Origin of the sequence: Rhodoferax sp. GW822-FHT02A01 (assembly GCF_038784515.1) — a bacterium.
Classification (GTDB): domain Bacteria; phylum Pseudomonadota; class Gammaproteobacteria; order Burkholderiales; family Burkholderiaceae_C; genus Allorhodoferax.
The window spans coordinates 4,917,936-4,934,195 of sequence record NZ_CP152376.1; the positions used below are offsets into that span (position 1 = coordinate 4,917,936).

Sequence of the window (16,260 nt, forward strand, 5' to 3'; positions counted from 1 at the left end):
ACTGGCTCCGCCAGGCCGCCGGTATCGTCCCCTTGAGGGGAAGCGCCAAAGGCGCTCAGGGGTGCTTCAACATGGGCAAGTTCATGCCCTGCTCTTTTGCGCAAGCAACGGCAATGTCATAGCCCGCATCGGCATGGCGCATCACGCCGGTGCCGGGGTCATTCCACAGCACGCGCTCCAGGCGCTTGGCGGCTGCATCGGTGCCATCGGCCACGATGACCACACCGCTGTGCTGCGAGTAGCCCATGCCCACGCCACCACCGTGGTGCAGGCTGACCCAGGTCGCGCCGCCTGCGGTATTGAGCAGGGCATTGAGCAAGGGCCAATCACTGACCGCGTCGGAGCCGTCGCGCATGGATTCGGTCTCGCGGTTGGGCGAGGCCACCGAGCCGCTGTCCAGGTGGTCGCGGCCGATCACGATGGGTGCCTTGAGTTCACCGTTCTTCACCATCTCGTTGAAGGCCAGGCCGGCGCGGTGGCGCTCACCCAGGCCGATCCAGCAGATGCGTGCGGGCAGACCCTGGAAGGCAATACGTTCGCCCGCCATGTCCAGCCAGCGGTGCAGGTGCGCGTCTTCGGGGAACAGCTCCTTCATCTTGGCGTCGGTCTTCTTGATGTCTTCGGGGTCGCCACTGAGCGCCACCCAGCGGAACGGGCCCTTGCCACGGCAGAACAGGGGGCGCACGTAGGCCGGCACAAAGCCGGGGAAGTCAAAGGCATTTTTCACACCCTGGTCGAAGGCCACCTGGCGGATGTTGTTGCCGTAGTCCACCGTGGGCACGCCCATGGATTGGAAGTCCAGCATGGCCTGCACATGCACGGCGCAGCTCTTGGCAGCGGCGATGCGCAGTGCTGCGTGTTGCGTGTCGTTGGCCTGGGCGGCACGCCACTGCTCGACCGTCCAGCCGCTGGGCAGGTATCCGTTGACCAGGTCGTGGGCCGAAGTCTGGTCGGTCACGATATCGGGGCGGATGCTGCCCGCTTTGGCGCGCTTGACCAGCTCGGGCAGGATGTCTGCCGCGTTGCCCAACAGGGCAATGGACACGGCCTTCTTCTCCTTGCTGTACTTTTCCAGACGGGCCAATGCGTCGTCCAGATCAGCGGCCTGCTCGTCCACATAACGCGTCTTGAGGCGGAAGTCGATGCGGCTTTGCTGGCATTCGATGTTGAGGGAGGACGCACCTGCAAAACTGGCGGCCAGAGGCTGCGCGCCACCCATACCGCCCAGCCCTGCCGTGAGAATCCAGCGGCCGGCCAGATCGCCGTTGTAGTGCTGCTTGCCGGCTTCGACAAAGGTCTCGTAGGTGCCCTGCACAATGCCCTGGCTACCGATGTAGATCCAGCTGCCGGCGGTCATCTGGCCGTACATCATCAGGCCCTTCTTGTCGAGCTCGTGGAAGTGCTCCCAGGTGGCCCACTTGGGCACCAGGTTGGAGTTGGCAATCAGCACCCGCGGCGCATCGGCGTGGCTGCGAAAAACGCCCACCGGCTTGCCGCTTTGCACCAGCAGGGTTTCGTCCTCGTTCAGGTTTTTCAGCGCTTCGAGGATGGCCTCATAGCAATCCCAGTTGCGCGCCGCCTTGCCGATGCCGCCGTACACCACCAGGGCATCGGGGTTCTCGGCCACTTCCGGGTCCAGGTTGTTCTGGATCATGCGGTAGGCGGCTTCGATCAGCCAGTTCTTGCAGGTGATGGCCGTGCCGCGCGGGGCGCGTACGGGATGCGGTTGTGCGGCGTGCTGAATGTCGGCGAGGTTGGTCATGGTGTCTCCTGAAAGCAAAAGGGGGGCGAATTTCGGCACGAGTGTACTTGTCTAGACATGTCTATGCAACTACAATTTGCACATGCCTTCCAACAAGCCATCCACCCACGCGCCCTATTCCAAGGTCAAGGCCTACCTGAAGGAAGGACTGGCCAGCGGCCGCTGGGTTCCCGGCGACCAGATGCCGTCCGAAGCCGAGCTGGTGCAGCGCTTTGAAGTGAGCCGCATGACCGTGGGCCGCGCCATCCGCGAGCTGCAGGCCGAAGGGCTGGTCACCCGCGTGCAGGGTGTGGGCACCTTTGCGGCACACCTGTCGCGCGTGTCGTCCACCCTGACCATCCGCGATCTGCACGACGAGATCGTCTCGCGCGGCCATACCCACCAGGCCAGCGTGGTGTTTGCCAAGCAGGAAAAGGCCAAGGCCGACCTGGCGGCGCAATTGGGCGTAGAGGTCGGCAGCACGGTGTTTCACAGCCTTATCGTGCACAGCGAGAACGGCGTGCCCCTGCAGTGCGAAGACCGCTATGTGAACCCGTCTTGCGCCCCCGACTATCTGGAGGTGGACTTCCAGACCATCACGCCCACGCAGTACCTGCTACAGGTGGCACCGCTGTGGGAGGCGCAGTATTCCATCGAAGCCGCCAGCCCCACCGCGCAAGAGGCGCAACTGCTGGGCATTGGCGTGCAAGACCCCTGCCTCATCGTGGTACGCCGCACCATCAACCGCGGTGTGCCCATCACGCTGGCGCGGTTGGTACACCCGGGTACGCGCTACCAGATCAGCGGTGCTTTCAAGCCATGAGCACCATCCAAATCATTCGCGCAGACGACCAGCCCCCCCACCCCTGGCGCAACGGCGGCGGCCAAACCCGCGAACTCTTGGTGTGGCCGCCTGTCCCCGGGAGTCTGGGCGGCAATGCGCTCTGCGCAGGTAAAGGAGGAGCCTGCGCAGCAGGCGGGGGACACGGAGCAGAGCGCATTGCTGCCCAGACTCCCACCGCCACCCAGGCTGACACAGAATGGCAATTGCGCATCAGCCGTGCCGACATCGCTGCCAGTGGCCCGTTCTCTGCGTTCCCTGGCGTGCAGCGTTGGTTTGTGGTGCTGAGTGGCAAAGGGGTGGTGCTGCACATGCCTACGGCCGATGGCCATACGCGGGATCACCAGTTGCTACCGGGCCATGCCCCACTGCACTTTGATGGCGACCTTGCACCCGGTTGCTCTTTGATAAGCGGTCCAACGCAAGACCTGAACCTCATGGCACGCGGCGGCAATGCCGCCGTGCTGGCGGTGGAACAGTCCCCCGACTGGACCTGCACCTTCGCCATAGGTGGCCTGTACACCGCAGTCGCTGGCACTTGGACCCAAGGCACGCAGTCCATGGAACTCGCAGCACACACGCTGCTGTGGTCCGAAGCCGCCAACGCAGCGCCCATGCACTTCACACCCCTCCACAACCAGTCCGCTGCCGCCTGGTGGCTGGGCTACACACCTGGGCCCACCCCATGACCTATTCACTGACTCTGTGGCGCAATGCCCGGCTGGCCACGCTGGCTGGCTCCGCTGGCTGGGGTTTGATCGAACACGGCGCAATCCTCACCCAGGGCGAGACGCTGCACTGGGTCGGTGCCGAGTCGGAATTGCCTGCGCAGTTCACACAGAAGATCAACGTCACCCACGATCTGGGCGGCGCACTGGTCACTCCCGGTCTGATCGACTGCCACACGCACCTGGTCTATGGTGGCCACCGCGCGCATGAATTCGAGATGCGGCTGCAGGGAGCCAGCTACCTGGACATCGCCCGCGCGGGCGGCGGCATCCGCTCCACCGTGGCCGCCACCCGCGCCGCGTCCGATGCCCAGTTGCTGGCGGATGCGGGCAAGCGGCTGCAAGTCCTGATGCGCGAAGGCGTGACCACCGTGGAGATCAAGTCCGGCTACGGCCTCAGCCTGGAACATGAGGCGCGCAGCCTGGCGGTGGCCCGCGCACTGGGGCGTACCTTGCCTGTTGCCGTTCGCACCACGTACCTGGGAGCGCATGCCTTGCCGCCCGAGTTCGAAGGCCGCAGCGATGACTATGTGGACGCCGTCTGCGCCTGGATGCCCGCGCTGCATGCGCAAGGCTTGGTCGACGCCGTGGACGCGTTCTGCGAAAACATCGGCTTCAGCCCGGCGCAGACGCGCCGCGTATTTGAAGCCGCTGCCCGCCTGGGGTTGCCCGTCAAGCTGCACGCCGAACAGCTCAGCGACCAGGGCGGCGCTGCGCTGGCTGCGGAGTTCGGTGCACTGTCGTGCGACCACCTGGAACACCTGAGTGAAGCCGGCATTGCCGCCATGGCCCGGAGCGGCACGGTGGCCGTGCTCTTACCCGGCGCCTACTATTTTCTGCGCGACACCAAGCTGCCCCCCATTGCCGCGCTGCGTGCGGCGGGCGTGCCGATGGCAGTGGCATCCGACCATAACCCGGGCACGTCGCCAGGCTTGTCCCTGCTGCTGATGATCAACATGGCTTGCACCTTGTTCCGACTGACACCGGAAGAAGCCGTTCGGGGCGTCACCGTGCATGCGGCCAAGGCCTTGGGTCTGTCTGACCGCGGCCAGTTGGTTGCAGGCCAGCGCGCCGACTTCTGCGTGTGGGATGTTGCACACCCCAACGAGCTGGCCTATTGGTTTGGCACCAACCCGTGCAAGCGCGTTATCGTAGGCGCCCAGGAGCGAGACCTATGAAAAAGACCATTCACAACGACGTATTCACACTGTACCCCGGCAGCAAACCATTGCTGGTCAGCATGCCGCATGTGGGCACCGTGATTCCGCCTGAATTGCAGCCTCGCTTTGTGGAGCGCGCGCTGCAGGTGGAAGACACCGACTGGCACCTGGACAAGCTCTACCACTTTGTGCGCAGTACCGGCGCCAGCATGATCGTGCCGCACTACTCGCGCTATGTGATTGACCTCAACCGCCCCAGCGAAAACACCCCCATGTACGCGGGTGCCAACAACACCGAGCTGTGCCCTACCCGCTTCTTCACTGGAGACCCGCTGTACCGTGAGGGCATGGCACCGGACGATGCCGAAATAGCCCGTCGCATAGAAACCTACTGGTGCCCCTATCGCTATGCGCTGGAAGCTGAGCTCACGCGCCTGCGCACAGCCCATGGCCATGCCGTGCTGTTCGACGCCCACAGCATCAAGTCCGAAGTGCCCTGGTTGTTCGACGGTCGCCTGCCGGATTTGAACCTGGGCACGGTCAATGGCGCCAGCGTGGCGCCCGATTTGCGCGAGGCATTGGCCCAGGTATTGGCACAACAGAGCGCATTCAGCCAGGTGGTGGACGGCCGATTCAAGGGCGGCCACATCACGCGCCACTTTGGCCGGCCGCAGGAGGGTTGGCATGCGGTGCAATTGGAGATGTGCTGGAGCTGCTACATGGCAGAGACGCCGCCGTATCGCCTGGATGAGTCGCGCGCAGCGCGTGTGCGCCCTTTGCTGCAGCAGTTGGTACACACCATGCTGTCCTGGAAACCCGCATGAGGTACGCAACGTGACTGCTGCACAACCCGCCCTGTTCTGGGCCCCCTACGCCTGGCTGGACGGCCAGTGGAAACAACAGGTCTGTCTGCAGGTCGGGCCGGACGGGCATTGGTCAGACGTCATTGCCGGCGTCGCCAGTGCGCCGGAGCAGGCAACCGTGCTGCAGGGCCCGGTTTTGCCTGGCCTGGTCAACGCCCACAGCCACGCCTTCCAGCGTGCATTTGCAGGCCTGTCAGAGCGGCGTGCCTCCGAGCAGGATGACTTCTGGTCCTGGCGTGACCGCATGTACGGCGTGGCCCTGCGCATCACGCCGCAGCAGATGCGTGCCGTGGCCGCACAGCTCTATGCAGAAATGCTGCTGGGCGGTTACACCCAAGTGTGTGAATTCCACTACCTGCACCATGACGACAGAGGCTTGGCGTACGCAGACCCCGCCACCATGGCCTGGGCCATCGCCGATGGCGCGGCCGACGCGGGCATGGGGCTCACCTTGTTGCCGGTGCTCTATGAGCGCGCCGGCTTTGCGCAACCCAACCTGCGCAATGACCAGCGCCGCTTCGCCGGCACCCCCGACTTCATTGCCGGGCTGCAGAAAACCGTTGCGCAGTCCGGCCGGCCATTGGTAAATGCCGGCGTGTCCGTCCACTCGCTGCGTGCTGCATCACCCGCTTCCATCACCCGACTGCTGGAACAAGTAGGCGACAGCGACATGCCGATTCACATCCATATTGCCGAGCAGATGCAGGAGGTGCGCGACTGCCTGGCGCACACCGGCAAACACCCCATCGCCTGGCTGTGCGACGCGCTGCCGTTGGATGCACGCTGGCAGCTGGTGCATGCCACGCATACCGAACCCGCTGAAATCGAAACTGTTGCCGCCAGCGGTGCGGGCATCGTGATCTGCCCCAGTACCGAGGGCAATCTGGGTGATGGATTTGCCGACCTGCCGCACTGGTTGCAACATGGTGTGCCCATGGCCATCGGCTCGGACAGCCATGTGTGCCGTCAATGGAACGAAGAGCTGCGCTGGCTGGAGTACGGCCAGCGCATGCGGCTGCAACAGCGCAATGTGGCGGCCAGCCCGGCCACCGGCCAAAGCGCAACCGCTGGGCGCCTGCTGGAAGCCGCCTTGTCCGCCGGTGGCCAGGCCGCCGGCCAGAAACGCTGGGGACTGCAGAACGGAGCGCGCGCCGACATGCTGGTTCTCAACCCGCGCGCCAGTGGCCTCTTGGGCATACCCAGCAGCCACACACTGGATGCCTATGTGTTTGCCTGCGATACGCCTGCGATAGACGCGGTCTATGTGGCCGGGCAGCAAGTGGTGGCGCAGGGGCGCCATCTGCGTGGCGAGCCGCTGGCTCGGGATTTCCTGGAAGCCATGAACGGCTTGCATCCCTGAGCGGTCCATGGACCAGCCCGGGCCCCGAAGGGCTGCTTGACGCTCTACGGCGCTATTTGGAAATGGCGTTGGTACCGCTGGTACCCACCACAAAGTATTCCGTGGGTGAACCAATCAATGCCAACAGATCACCACTGAGGTTGGTGGTCTGGGCCGTCCAGGTGGAACCGTCTGTGCTGACATACGCACTGCCTGCGGCCCCCACAATCACATGTTGTGCCGACGAGGCTTTCACCGCGTACAGGTTGACGCTGCCCGAGAGGGTCTGTGACGTCCAGCTGGATCCGTCAGCACTGGTCACCACGGTACCGCTGTCACCCACGGCGACAAAAGCCGTTCCATTGGCGGCAATGCCCCTGAGGTTGCTGGTCACCGTGGCGTAGCTGCCGCCGGGAATGGTCCAGTTGGCGCCGCTGTCGGTGCTGACGTAGATGGCGCCCGAATCACCCACCGCCACCCAGATTCCACTGGAATACACCACGGAATGCAGATTGGCCGCAGCAGGTACGCTGCTGGCCGCAGTCCAGGTGGAGCCGTTGGTGCTGCGAAGAATGGTGCCGCTGTTCCCCACCGCAACCAGATTGGTGCCGTCGCTGGCAAATGCGTTGATATTGCTGGTGCCGGTCTGGGCCAGGGTCAGGGCCGTCAGATCGGTGCCGTAGTAAATGTGCTTGGCGGCATCAGACACCACGTAGCCAGCGGTTGAATTGAAGTACAGCACCGAGTTCAGGTCGTTGGTTCCGGTGGTGGCATCGGTAACGGTGCTCCAGTTGAGGCCGTCGGTGGATGTGTAGATCGCGCCTTGCGTCCCCACGCTCACATGGTTGGTACCATCGGTGGTGAGACTGCGCAAGTCACCGGCGAGTGCCGTACCTGCCGTCCAGAGTCCGGTGGTCCCGGCAGCACGCGGCGTGGCCGACACCGAAGGTGTTTGCGCCCCGCCCGGTCCGCTTCCGGTGCGGGCATTCATTGCAAACGAATAGGTCACGCCGTTGGTGAGCCCGGTAAGCACATACGGCGAAGTAATGGCGGTCAGCCACACATGCCCGCCTGGCGGGTTCTTGATGTCAATGGGGTTTGCCGTTGGTGCATACATGAGCCAGTACTCCACACCGGCGGCTTGCGTCCAGGTGATCGTTACCTGTCCATTGCCCGGTGTGACAGTGATGCCACCAACAGGCGGCGGTGCGCTGCTGCCGGAACCTCCACATGCAGTGAGAAGGGCTGAAAAAAGCAAGGCGGAGAGCAGGAAACGGAGGGCGCGCAGAGGCATTGTCAGATCACTTTTTGTGGTGTCAGGTCATTATGGTTCGACACCCCAGGCGCAATTTAAAGCAGGTGTAAAGATGCCTTTGCCGGTGGCGGCTGGTCACCCGCCCTTTCGGTCACGCAACTGAGCATTTGCGCACCGTGTCCCAGGTCCGTGTCGTCACCTCGGAGCCAAAGGCCTTTTCGATCAGTTGCATGAACACCGGACCTTTCTCACTTGGCACATAGGCCGTGAAAACTTCGCGGCCGACCTGCTGCAGCACAAAGGCACCGTCTACGCTGAGCGGCAACGCAATCCTGGGCGCGGACACGTCCGGCAGAAAACTCACCACCCGCTTGGCCCCCTCGGGAACGGCGTGTGCTGCAAACGGGTCTGCGTCCAGCAGTTCCTGCAGGAAAGTGCGGGTGCGCAAGATGGTGCGAAAAGAACGCCCCAAGCTTTGCTGCAATGCATCCTCAATCTGGCGCGTGAGCCGCGCTTCGCTGGAGGTGCGGCTGTCAAAGACCACGTTGCCACTGGAGAGCACGGTACGGACCTTGGTAAGGCCTGCACTCTCAAAAGCGCGCACCAGATCTGCGCTCTTGGCATTTTGCGGGCTGACGCCTCGCAGCAGGGCCACATACCGCGTCATGCCCATGCCCCTCGCAAGGCATGCCACCGTACCTTACTGGCCCGCAGGCAACTGAATAGAAAGCTCATTTACCACCGCCTCCACGTCATCAATACTACGGACCAAGTCTTCCACGGCCTGCGCCTCTGCCCTGCTCGTTGCACAGCCCTTGAGCCATACCCAGCGGCGCTGGCCTTCGACCCAGATGCTGGTATGCGTGAATCGCCCGTCCACCAGTATGGCCTGCTTCACCCTCGGAATGATTTCCTTGTCGTACAGATAGGCATTGGGCAACCGGCAACGGCCAGCCTGGAAGCAACTGGTGCCGCGCTCGGCCCGTGAATGGGATTGCGCAACGGCCTGCGCACGGGTCATCCGCGGCTCTTGCTGGCGCGGACAAGTCTTGATGCCGTCGGTGACTTGCAGGAATGGGATCTCCAGAAAATTGGCGCGCTCCTCATCTTGCGCCAGCGCCGCTGCGCAACCCAGCAACCCGGCCAGAAGCCATCCGCACGCACTACGCGTGGTCTGCAGATACAGCCCTGTCATACATCACGAAGCGTTTGGTGGTTTCTTCCAGCACCTCCCAGGTCCCCACGAAGCCGCGCGGAATGACAAAGCTGTCACCCGCACGCACCGTCATGGCCGTGCCGTCCACATGGGTGATCACGCTCACCCCCGCGAGCATGCTGCAGTACTCCTCTTCGGTATAGGCGATCTTCCATTTGCCCACCTGGCTGCGCCAGAAGCCGACCATGAATTGGCCGGTGGCATCGGTGTATTGCATCCACACGGTTTGCCTGGGGTTGCCGGCAATGCGCTTTTCTTCCGCGACAAAGTAATCTTCGCCCGGTCCGTTGATATCACTGAGTTTTTGCATGCCACAAGCCTAGCGCACCGGTGTGCCAACGACAAGCGTAAAGGCGCAGTGCACACCTCATTGGGGTGTGGCGGATTGGATCTGTGTCTGCAATGCCTGGTATTGCGCAAGCCTTGCGCCACCCAGCTTGACCGCTTCTGCGATGGCCTGCGCGGCCGCCACACGGTTGCCCGCATCCAGCTGCGCTTGCGCCAGGTTGTTCCATGCGTCGGCAAAGTCGGGGCGCGCTTGTACCGCAGCCCGGTAAGCCTGAATCGCCACCGGAATCTGGCCCAGGGCATATTCGCTGTTGCCCTGCCCCAGCAGCAGGTTGGCATCACCTGGCCAACGCGCAAGTGCGGCGTTGTAGGTGGCCAGCGCGACTTGGGGTTGTTGCGCCTCCAGATCCGCAGCACTGCGGGCGAGTGACGGCAGATCGGCCGTGGCCGGCAACAGCCCCGCAGGCAAGGCCAGCATGGACCAGTAATTGCCGCGCTCCCAGGTGCGCTCAAAAGCGAACAGCGACATCTCCATGGATGCGGTTTCGCCCGAGTGCAATGTGATGGTGTTGCGCTTCAGGTCATAGCCAATCACCACGGCGTAGTGCCAGACCGGGTAGATCGGCAGTGAAACGTTCTGAAAGACCAGTACCGGATGTCCAGCTGCCACCTCCGCTAGCAAGTCCTTCAAGTTGGGTTGCAGCCTGTAGGCCAGCAGACCACGCTGCCGTGTCGCGGCCAGCATTTCCACCTGCAACGAACCCTTGCGGGCTGGCAAGTAGACCTGCTGCACCAGCTCATCCGGGGTAACCGCCACACCTGCGGCAGACAGGACCATGGCCTGCGCCGCCGGCCCGCATTCGTACTCCTTTTGTGCAAAAAAGGGAACGCCGGACACGCTGCCTGTAGCAGGCAGATCACCCGCGTCCGATTGCAGACGGCTAACCTGCGGCGTGGCACAGGCGCTGAGCAGCACCAGGAGCAAGGCTCCAGCCAGCTCCGCAAGGCAGCGCGCCAGGCGCGCCGGATTCATCGCACTGCGCGGGTAAACGGAAACACCTTGGTCAGACCCAGGATGTCGGTGATGAGCAGAATGATGAAGATGGTGAAGGCGACGCCCAAGATATCACCACCTGCAGGGGCCTGATCGATACGGCCCGCCAACTGTGCGACTTCTTCATCAGACATGGCCTGCACGCGCGCCTGTGCCTGCTCGGTGCTCAGTCCCCGCTCAGCCAAGCCGGCACGCACGTCCTCACGCGCAAGCACTGCGTTGACCTTGGCGCGGGCGTCTGTCTGTCCTTGGCTTGCCAGCACGTCGGCACTGGACACAATGCCAGCGTGGGCCGCCAGTGGCATGCCCAGCAGCGTGGTGGAACAAATCAGGAGGGAGGCTGTCAAACGTTTGAACTGATTCATGGGATTGCGTGAGGTAAATGCGCACAGCGTAGGGCCTGCACACGCAAAGTCAAACAGCCTTACATCCATTCACAAAATCCACGTCCACAGTCGGACGCGCAACACGAACTTCCTATTGCAGGGCCCCCGTCAGATCTCCCACCTTTTCACGCACGCCCGGAAGTGGCTCCAGGCCGAATCTGCGGGTGAGCAGCTTGAGAATGGAGCCGGTGTCATAGCTGGTGGAGTCCACATAGCCTTTCTTCACCATGGGGCCGATCAGCAAGGTGGGAATGCGAGTACCCGGACCCCAACGATCGGAAAGACCGGGCGCGGCGGGTGGCGCTGCATGGTCCCAATAGCCGCCGTTCTCGTCGTAGGTGACGATCACCAGCATGCTCTTCCACTGCGGACTGGATTTGAGCCGGTCCAGCAGATCGGCAATATGGCGGTCGCCCGTGATCATGTCGGTATAGCTGGGGTGCTGGGTATTTACACCCGCCGGTTTGTAGAACGCCACCGGTGGCAATTGCCCGGCATCAATGGCCTTCAGGAAATCCTCGCCATCACGCAGATGGCGCGCCCGCGCTTCGGTGCCGGGCGCGTAGTTGGCGAAGTAGTTGAAAGGCTGGTGGTGCGGCTGGAAGTTGGGTGAGTCTGCCGACTTGGTGTAGATCACCTTGCGCGGCACGGTGGGGTCCTGTGTGCCGTCAGCCAACGCGCGCTGGTAGCCGCCTGCATACCAGGCCCAGTCAATCGATTTGGCCGACAGGGCGTCGCCAATTGTCTTGGTGGCTTGTGGTGGTAGTGGCAGCTCCGGATTGCCGCCGTTGCGCGCCACGCCGTTTGGATTGGCCATTTCCAGCGGCCCGCTGGCTGCCGGTACCACGCCGCTGGGCTGGTAAGGAGGCTGCGTGGTGTTGACCGCGTATCCGTCCGGCGTGACTTGACCACCGTTGCCGCTGACCAGTTGCACCGCGCCGGCATTGGCCGAAGGAGACGTGGGCTTCTTCTGCAGTTTGCCGCTGGCGTCAAGTTGGGCCCGCATATAGCTTGGTGCATTCTCAAAACGCGGGGCACAAGCGCACACCAGGTACTGATGGTTCAGAAAGGAGCCGCCGAACGCACCCATGTAGAAATTGTCGGCCAGGGTGTAATCGCGCGCCCATTGCCACATGCGGAACTGGCTGCCGTCGTAGTACCCCATGACCCAGCCGCCCACAGCCGACATGGCGGCAAAGCGGTTGTTCTTGCCGCCGTTGATCTGCTCCTGGTTGTTGTAGAACAGATGTGTGGGGCTGGGCACGATCTGGTTGGTGGCACGGTTGACCGGAGACGCATCGATACGGAATGGCGCATTGGGCATGCGGGGATAGCGATCATCCGGCTTGCCATCGGCGCCGAAGGTCACCAGTTCCTTGAGCGGCGTGCCGTCGTGGTCGAGTTGCAGCTTCTGCTCTGCGGTGGCGTTGGCAATGCCGTTGGCGCCGGGGAACAGGCCATAGATGTTGTCAAAGCTGTGGTTCTCGGCATAGATCACCACCACGTTCTGGATGCGATCCAGACTTGCCGCGTCGGGCTTGGTGCTGCTGCTGGCACATGCCGCCATGGCCCCGGCCAGAGTCAGCACGGCGGCTACGCGGGCGCTTTGCGCCAGTGCGTTGCAAGCTTCAAAAGAATAGGTACGAAAGGACTTCATGGCGTCTCCTGTGGAGGCGCCATGTTACGCCGCTCTGCGTGCGTATCAGGGGCCGTTGTAGAGCCAGGGCACGTCGATCAGCCTTGCGCCCAGCAGCTTGAGCGACAGGTCGCGTCCCACCTGCGCCAGACCCTTGAGGTGGTAGATCTTGCCGTTCTGGATGGCGCGTGCCTGCACCCTGGCGTTGCGCTGCCAGCGCATCTCGGCATAGCGCTGCAAGGCGTGCGGTATTTCCTGCGGCGTTTCACTGATGCAGCGAGCCAAGGCCGCCGCGTCCTCGATCGCCATGCCGGCACCCTGCGCCAGATAAGGCCGCATGGGGTGGGCTGCGTCCCCCAGCAGGGCAATACGACCCTTGGCGTGCTCGGCTGCGCTGCCCATGGGTTCGCGGTCACACAGGGGCCAGAGGCGCCATTGGTCAATGGCATAAATCAGATCCCGCAAGGCGCCGCGCGCCTGGGACATGCGGCTGCGCAGCTCGTGGGCATTGGCGCTGTGGTCCCAGGACTGCGGATCACCCACCACCTTGCCGTGCACAATGCACACGACATTGAGCCACTCGCCTGCGCGCACCGGGTAATGCACCGCATGAAAGTCCGGCCCCATCCAAGCGGTGACGACCTGGCTGCGCAGTGGCACGGGCAAGGTGCTTTGCGGCAGCATGGCCCTAAACGCCAGGTGGCCGGTCACGCGCGGAGCGCCATCGTCGATGACCTCCTTGCGTACCTGGCTCCACAAGCCGTCGGCCCCCACCAGCAAGGGCGCCTCGAATGCCTGGTCCTGCACGGTCTCAACGCGCACGCTGTGGTCTGTCGTGGAAATGCCTGCCAGGCGCGAATCCAGGTGCAGCCCCACGCTGTCGTGTTGGCGCACCGCATCCAGCAACAAGGTATGCATATCGGCACGGGCGATCGACACGTAAGGCGCGCCATAACGCTGCTCCGTCACCTTGCCCAGGGGGAACACCGCCAAGCGTTCGGTGGACACCGCGTTGCGCACTTCCAGCTGACTGGGGTAGGCTGCCACGCGCTGAAGGCCCGGCTCCAATCCCATCTCTCGCAGCACCTTGACCACGTTCGGCCCGAGCTGGATGCCGGCACCGACTTCTCCAAAGACCGGGGACTGTTCCAGCAACTCCATGCTCCAGCCCGCACGCGCGCAGGCTAGGGCAGCCGCCAGTCCACCGATTCCCCCACCCGCTATCAGCAATTTTTTATGCATGACACATTGTGTAATTACCGTCTTGAGGTTTGCTGACAGCGCATTTGCGCCAAATCAACAACCGGGCGAGCCCGGCTCCGACGGGAATACGGGCTTACTCGACCCGCGTGATGCCAGTGGGTTTGAAGCCCAGATCGGCCGCCTTGCCTTTGCGTGCACGTGCGGCACGGGCATTGTTCAAGCTGCGGATTTCCAGGGTTTCCTCGCGCTCCTTGCCACCGCGGCCAATGCCTTCGATGCGGATGCTGCGGGTATAGGCTGCCGCGCCTGCCAAGGTGTCCTTGGGCTCCAGGTCGATCAGCATCAGGCCGCGCCCGCCCTTCTCCATGGCTTTGAGTTCGCCGATTTCAAAGGTCAGAATGCGCCCGCCCGTGGAGGCACAGGCCACATGCGTGGCTGCCGGGACCATGGTGGCCGGCGTACCGGCCGTGGTCACGCGCCCATGGGCGCCGCTCACCAGAGACGGCTTGCACAAAGTCTCGCCCGCGTTGCAGGTGACAAAGGCCTTGCCGGCCTTCTGGCGCGAAACCATGCTTTCCACGTTGGCAAGGAAGCCATAGGCCGCGCTGCTGCTGAGCAACAGGGTGGCGCTTGCCGGTCCGGCAAAGTAGTGCAGCAGCTGGGTGCCGCTTTCCAGTTCCAGCAAAGTCGTCACCGGTTGGCCGTCACCGCGCCCGCCGGGCAGCAGCGAAACCGCAACCGAGTACACGCGTCCGTTGGAGCCGAACACCAGCAGGGTGTCCACACTGCGGCACTCAAAGGTGTCGTACAGACCGTCTCCGGCCTTGAAGGCAAAGCTGCTGGCCTCGTGACCATGGCCGGAGCGTGTGCGCACCCAGCCCTTCTGGCTCACCACCACGGTCACCGGTTCGTCCACCACCTTGACTTCGGCCACGGCCTTCTTCTCGGTCTGGATCAGGGTGCGGCGGGCGTCGGCAAAGGTCTTGGCGTCGGCCTCGATCTCCTTGATCATCAGGCGCCGCAATGCCGCCGGGCTATTGAGGATTTCCTCCAGCTTGCCCTGCTCGGTGCGCAGTTCGGACAGCTCCTGTTCGATCTTGATGGCTTCCAGGCGCGCCAGTTGGCGCAGGCGGATTTCCAGGATGTCTTCGGCCTGCCGGTCGCTTAAGGAGAAGCGCGCAATCAGCGCCGCCTTGGGCTCGTCGCTCTGGCGGATGATGGCAATCACCTCGTCTATATTGAGCAGCACCGTCTGGCGCCCTTCCAAGATGTGGATGCGGTCCAGCACCTTGCCCAGGCGGTGGCGCGAGCGCCGCTCGATGGTGGTCTGGCGGAAGCTGATCCATTCCTGCAGCATCTGGCGCAACGACTTGAGCGTGGGCTTGCCATCCAGCCCCACCATGGTCAGGTTCACCGGAGAGGAGGATTCCAGACTGGTGTGTGCCAATAGGGCCGTGATCAGCTCCTGCTGTTCGATGCGGCTGGTCTTGGGTTCGAACACCAGACGCACCGCATTTTCCTTGCCGGACTCGTCACGCACTGCATCCAGCACCGCCAGGATGCTGGCCTTGAGCTGGGTCTGCTCCTGCGACAGCGCCTTCTTGCCGGCCTTGACCTTGGGGTTGGTCAGTTCCTCAATCTCTTCCAGCACGCGCTGGGTACTTACGCCCGGTGGCAACTCGGTCACCACCAGTTGCCATTGGCCGCGGGCCAGGTCCTCGATCTTCCAGCGCGCACGGCACTTGAGCGAGCCGCGTCCAGTGCGGTAGGCGTCGGCAATGTCGGCAGCCGGGCTGATGATCTGGCCGCCACCAGGGAAATCCGGGCCAGGTATCAGCGTGAAAAGCTCTTCGTCGCTGAGCTGTGGCGACTTGATAAGGGCCACGCAGGCATCGGCCACTTCGCGCAGGTTGTGGCTGGGGATTTCGGTGGCCAGTCCCACCGCAATGCCGCTGGCACCATTGAGCAGGGAGAACGGCAGGCGCGCGGGCAGTTGCTTGGGCTCTTCGGTGGAGCCATCGTAATTGGGCTGGAAGTCCACCGTGCCTTGGTCGATTTCGTCCAGCAGCAGCGTGGTGATCTTGGCAAGCCGTGCCTCGGTGTACCGCATGGCCGCAGCGCCATCGCCATCGCGTGAACCAAAGTTGCCTTGACCGTCAATCAGCGGATAGCGCTGTGAAAAGTCCTGTGCCATGCGCACCAGTGCGTCGTATGCGGCCTGGTCGCCATGCGGATGGAAGCGGCCCAGTACGTCGCCCACCACGCGGGCGCTCTTGACTGGCTTGGCCGCGGTGTTGCCGCTGAAGCCCAGCCCCATGCGGTCCATCGAATACAGAATGCGCCGCTGCACCGGCTTCTGGCCATCACAGGCATCGGGCAGGGCCCGGCCTTTGACCACGCTGAGCGCGTACTCCAGGTACGCGCGCTGGGCGTATGTGGCCAGGTTGAGTTGGTCATCACCGCCGCCGTCGGGTGAAGTGAGATCAATGATTGGTTGGTCGGTCATGTTTGTCTTGTTCAACTAAATGTTTGCGCGGCAGGTGTACCCAC

15 protein-coding genes are annotated in these 16,260 nt (G+C 63.4%); 5 read left to right on the top strand and 10 right to left on the bottom strand.

Annotation, left to right across the window (positions count from 1 at the left end):
• Positions 1-55 precede the first annotated feature (55 nt).
• Positions 56-1,762 carry a urocanate hydratase gene (gene hutU / locus AAGF34_RS23255; protein ID WP_342618078.1) on the bottom strand — a complete coding sequence of 569 codons (1,707 nt, stop codon included), beginning with the start codon at positions 1,760-1,762 and terminating at the stop codon, positions 56-58.
• An 82-nt stretch (positions 1,763-1,844) separates the two neighbouring features.
• Here hutU and hutC point away from each other — a divergent pair, with 82 nt between their 5' ends.
• Genes hutC through AAGF34_RS23280 form a run of 5 tightly spaced genes read left to right on the top strand, consistent with a single transcriptional unit; the run spans position 1,845 to position 6,693 of the window.
• Positions 1,845-2,564, top strand: a complete 720-nt coding sequence (gene hutC, locus AAGF34_RS23260; RefSeq protein WP_342618079.1) for a histidine utilization repressor — start codon at positions 1,845-1,847, stop codon at positions 2,562-2,564.
• Positions 2,561-3,271, top strand: coding sequence for a HutD family protein (locus AAGF34_RS23265; protein ID WP_342618080.1), 711 nt, complete (start codon positions 2,561-2,563; stop codon positions 3,269-3,271). Before hutC ends, AAGF34_RS23265 begins: the two co-directional genes overlap by 4 nt.
• A complete protein-coding gene (gene hutI, locus AAGF34_RS23270; RefSeq protein ID WP_342618081.1) occupies positions 3,268-4,488 on the top strand; it encodes an imidazolonepropionase in 1,221 nt (406 codons plus the stop codon). Before AAGF34_RS23265 ends, hutI begins: the two co-directional genes overlap by 4 nt.
• Positions 4,485-5,294, top strand: coding sequence for an N-formylglutamate deformylase (hutG, locus tag AAGF34_RS23275; protein WP_342618082.1), 810 nt, complete (start codon positions 4,485-4,487; stop codon positions 5,292-5,294). The genes hutI and hutG overlap by 4 nt, the downstream gene beginning before the upstream one ends.
• Positions 5,295-5,304: 10 nt before the next feature.
• Positions 5,305-6,693: a formimidoylglutamate deiminase gene (locus tag AAGF34_RS23280; RefSeq protein WP_342618083.1), complete on the top strand. Its 1,389-nt coding sequence runs from the start codon at positions 5,305-5,307 to the stop codon at positions 6,691-6,693.
• A 52-nt stretch (positions 6,694-6,745) separates the two neighbouring features.
• Here the strand turns inward: AAGF34_RS23280 and AAGF34_RS23285 are convergent, their stop codons facing one another.
• The 9 genes from AAGF34_RS23285 to parC form a co-directional block, all read right to left on the bottom strand.
• A complete protein-coding gene (locus AAGF34_RS23285) occupies positions 6,746-7,966 on the bottom strand; it encodes a hypothetical protein (protein ID WP_342618084.1) in 1,221 nt (406 codons plus the stop codon).
• A 112-nt stretch (positions 7,967-8,078) separates the two neighbouring features.
• The gene (locus tag AAGF34_RS23290) at positions 8,079-8,594 is read right to left on the bottom strand and encodes a DUF1697 domain-containing protein (protein WP_342618085.1); all 516 of its coding nucleotides are present in this window, start codon (positions 8,592-8,594) and stop codon (positions 8,079-8,081) included.
• A 33-nt stretch (positions 8,595-8,627) separates the two neighbouring features.
• A complete protein-coding gene (locus AAGF34_RS23295) occupies positions 8,628-9,122 on the bottom strand; it encodes a BON domain-containing protein (protein WP_342618086.1) in 495 nt (164 codons plus the stop codon).
• Complete coding sequence (locus AAGF34_RS23300) at positions 9,091-9,453, bottom strand: cupin domain-containing protein (protein ID WP_342618087.1); 363 nt, start codon at positions 9,451-9,453, stop codon at positions 9,091-9,093. Before AAGF34_RS23300 ends, AAGF34_RS23295 begins: the two co-directional genes overlap by 32 nt.
• Before the next feature lie 57 nt (positions 9,454-9,510).
• Positions 9,511-10,464, bottom strand: coding sequence for a PA2778 family cysteine peptidase (locus AAGF34_RS23305; RefSeq protein WP_342618088.1), 954 nt, complete (start codon positions 10,462-10,464; stop codon positions 9,511-9,513).
• Positions 10,461-10,850: a PA2779 family protein gene (locus AAGF34_RS23310; protein ID WP_342618089.1), complete on the bottom strand. Its 390-nt coding sequence runs from the start codon at positions 10,848-10,850 to the stop codon at positions 10,461-10,463. Before AAGF34_RS23310 ends, AAGF34_RS23305 begins: the two co-directional genes overlap by 4 nt.
• 112 nt (positions 10,851-10,962) lie before the next feature.
• On the bottom strand, positions 10,963-12,528 hold the full coding sequence (gene acpA, locus AAGF34_RS23315; protein WP_342618090.1) for an acid phosphatase: 1,566 nt from the start codon (positions 12,526-12,528) through the stop codon (positions 10,963-10,965).
• 45 nt (positions 12,529-12,573) lie between these two features.
• Positions 12,574-13,749 (bottom strand): FAD-dependent monooxygenase, encoded by a 1,176-nt coding sequence (locus AAGF34_RS23320; RefSeq protein WP_342618091.1) that lies wholly within the window; start codon positions 13,747-13,749, stop codon positions 12,574-12,576.
• A 94-nt stretch (positions 13,750-13,843) separates the two neighbouring features.
• A complete protein-coding gene (parC, locus tag AAGF34_RS23325) occupies positions 13,844-16,216 on the bottom strand; it encodes a DNA topoisomerase IV subunit A (RefSeq protein ID WP_342618092.1) in 2,373 nt (790 codons plus the stop codon).
• Positions 16,217-16,260 lie beyond the last annotated feature (44 nt).

Coding starts and splice junctions, on each gene's coding strand:
- hutU (WP_342618078.1), bottom strand. CDS start 1,762: ATGACCAACCTCGCCGACATTCAGCACGCCGCACAACCGCATCCCGTA.
- hutC (WP_342618079.1), top strand. CDS start 1,845: ATGCCTTCCAACAAGCCATCCACCCACGCGCCCTATTCCAAGGTCAAG.
- AAGF34_RS23265 (WP_342618080.1), top strand. CDS start 2,561: ATGAGCACCATCCAAATCATTCGCGCAGACGACCAGCCCCCCCACCCC.
- hutI (WP_342618081.1), top strand. CDS start 3,268: ATGACCTATTCACTGACTCTGTGGCGCAATGCCCGGCTGGCCACGCTG.
- hutG (WP_342618082.1), top strand. CDS start 4,485: ATGAAAAAGACCATTCACAACGACGTATTCACACTGTACCCCGGCAGC.
- AAGF34_RS23285 (WP_342618084.1), bottom strand. CDS start 7,966: ATGCCTCTGCGCGCCCTCCGTTTCCTGCTCTCCGCCTTGCTTTTTTCA.
- AAGF34_RS23290 (WP_342618085.1), bottom strand. CDS start 8,594: ATGACGCGGTATGTGGCCCTGCTGCGAGGCGTCAGCCCGCAAAATGCC.
- AAGF34_RS23295 (WP_342618086.1), bottom strand. CDS start 9,122: ATGACAGGGCTGTATCTGCAGACCACGCGTAGTGCGTGCGGATGGCTT.
- AAGF34_RS23300 (WP_342618087.1), bottom strand. CDS start 9,453: ATGCAAAAACTCAGTGATATCAACGGACCGGGCGAAGATTACTTTGTC.
- AAGF34_RS23305 (WP_342618088.1), bottom strand. CDS start 10,464: ATGAATCCGGCGCGCCTGGCGCGCTGCCTTGCGGAGCTGGCTGGAGCC.
- AAGF34_RS23310 (WP_342618089.1), bottom strand. CDS start 10,850: ATGAATCAGTTCAAACGTTTGACAGCCTCCCTCCTGATTTGTTCCACC.
- acpA (WP_342618090.1), bottom strand. CDS start 12,528: ATGAAGTCCTTTCGTACCTATTCTTTTGAAGCTTGCAACGCACTGGCG.
- AAGF34_RS23320 (WP_342618091.1), bottom strand. CDS start 13,749: ATGCATAAAAAATTGCTGATAGCGGGTGGGGGAATCGGTGGACTGGCG.
- parC (WP_342618092.1), bottom strand. CDS start 16,216: ATGACCGACCAACCAATCATTGATCTCACTTCACCCGACGGCGGCGGT.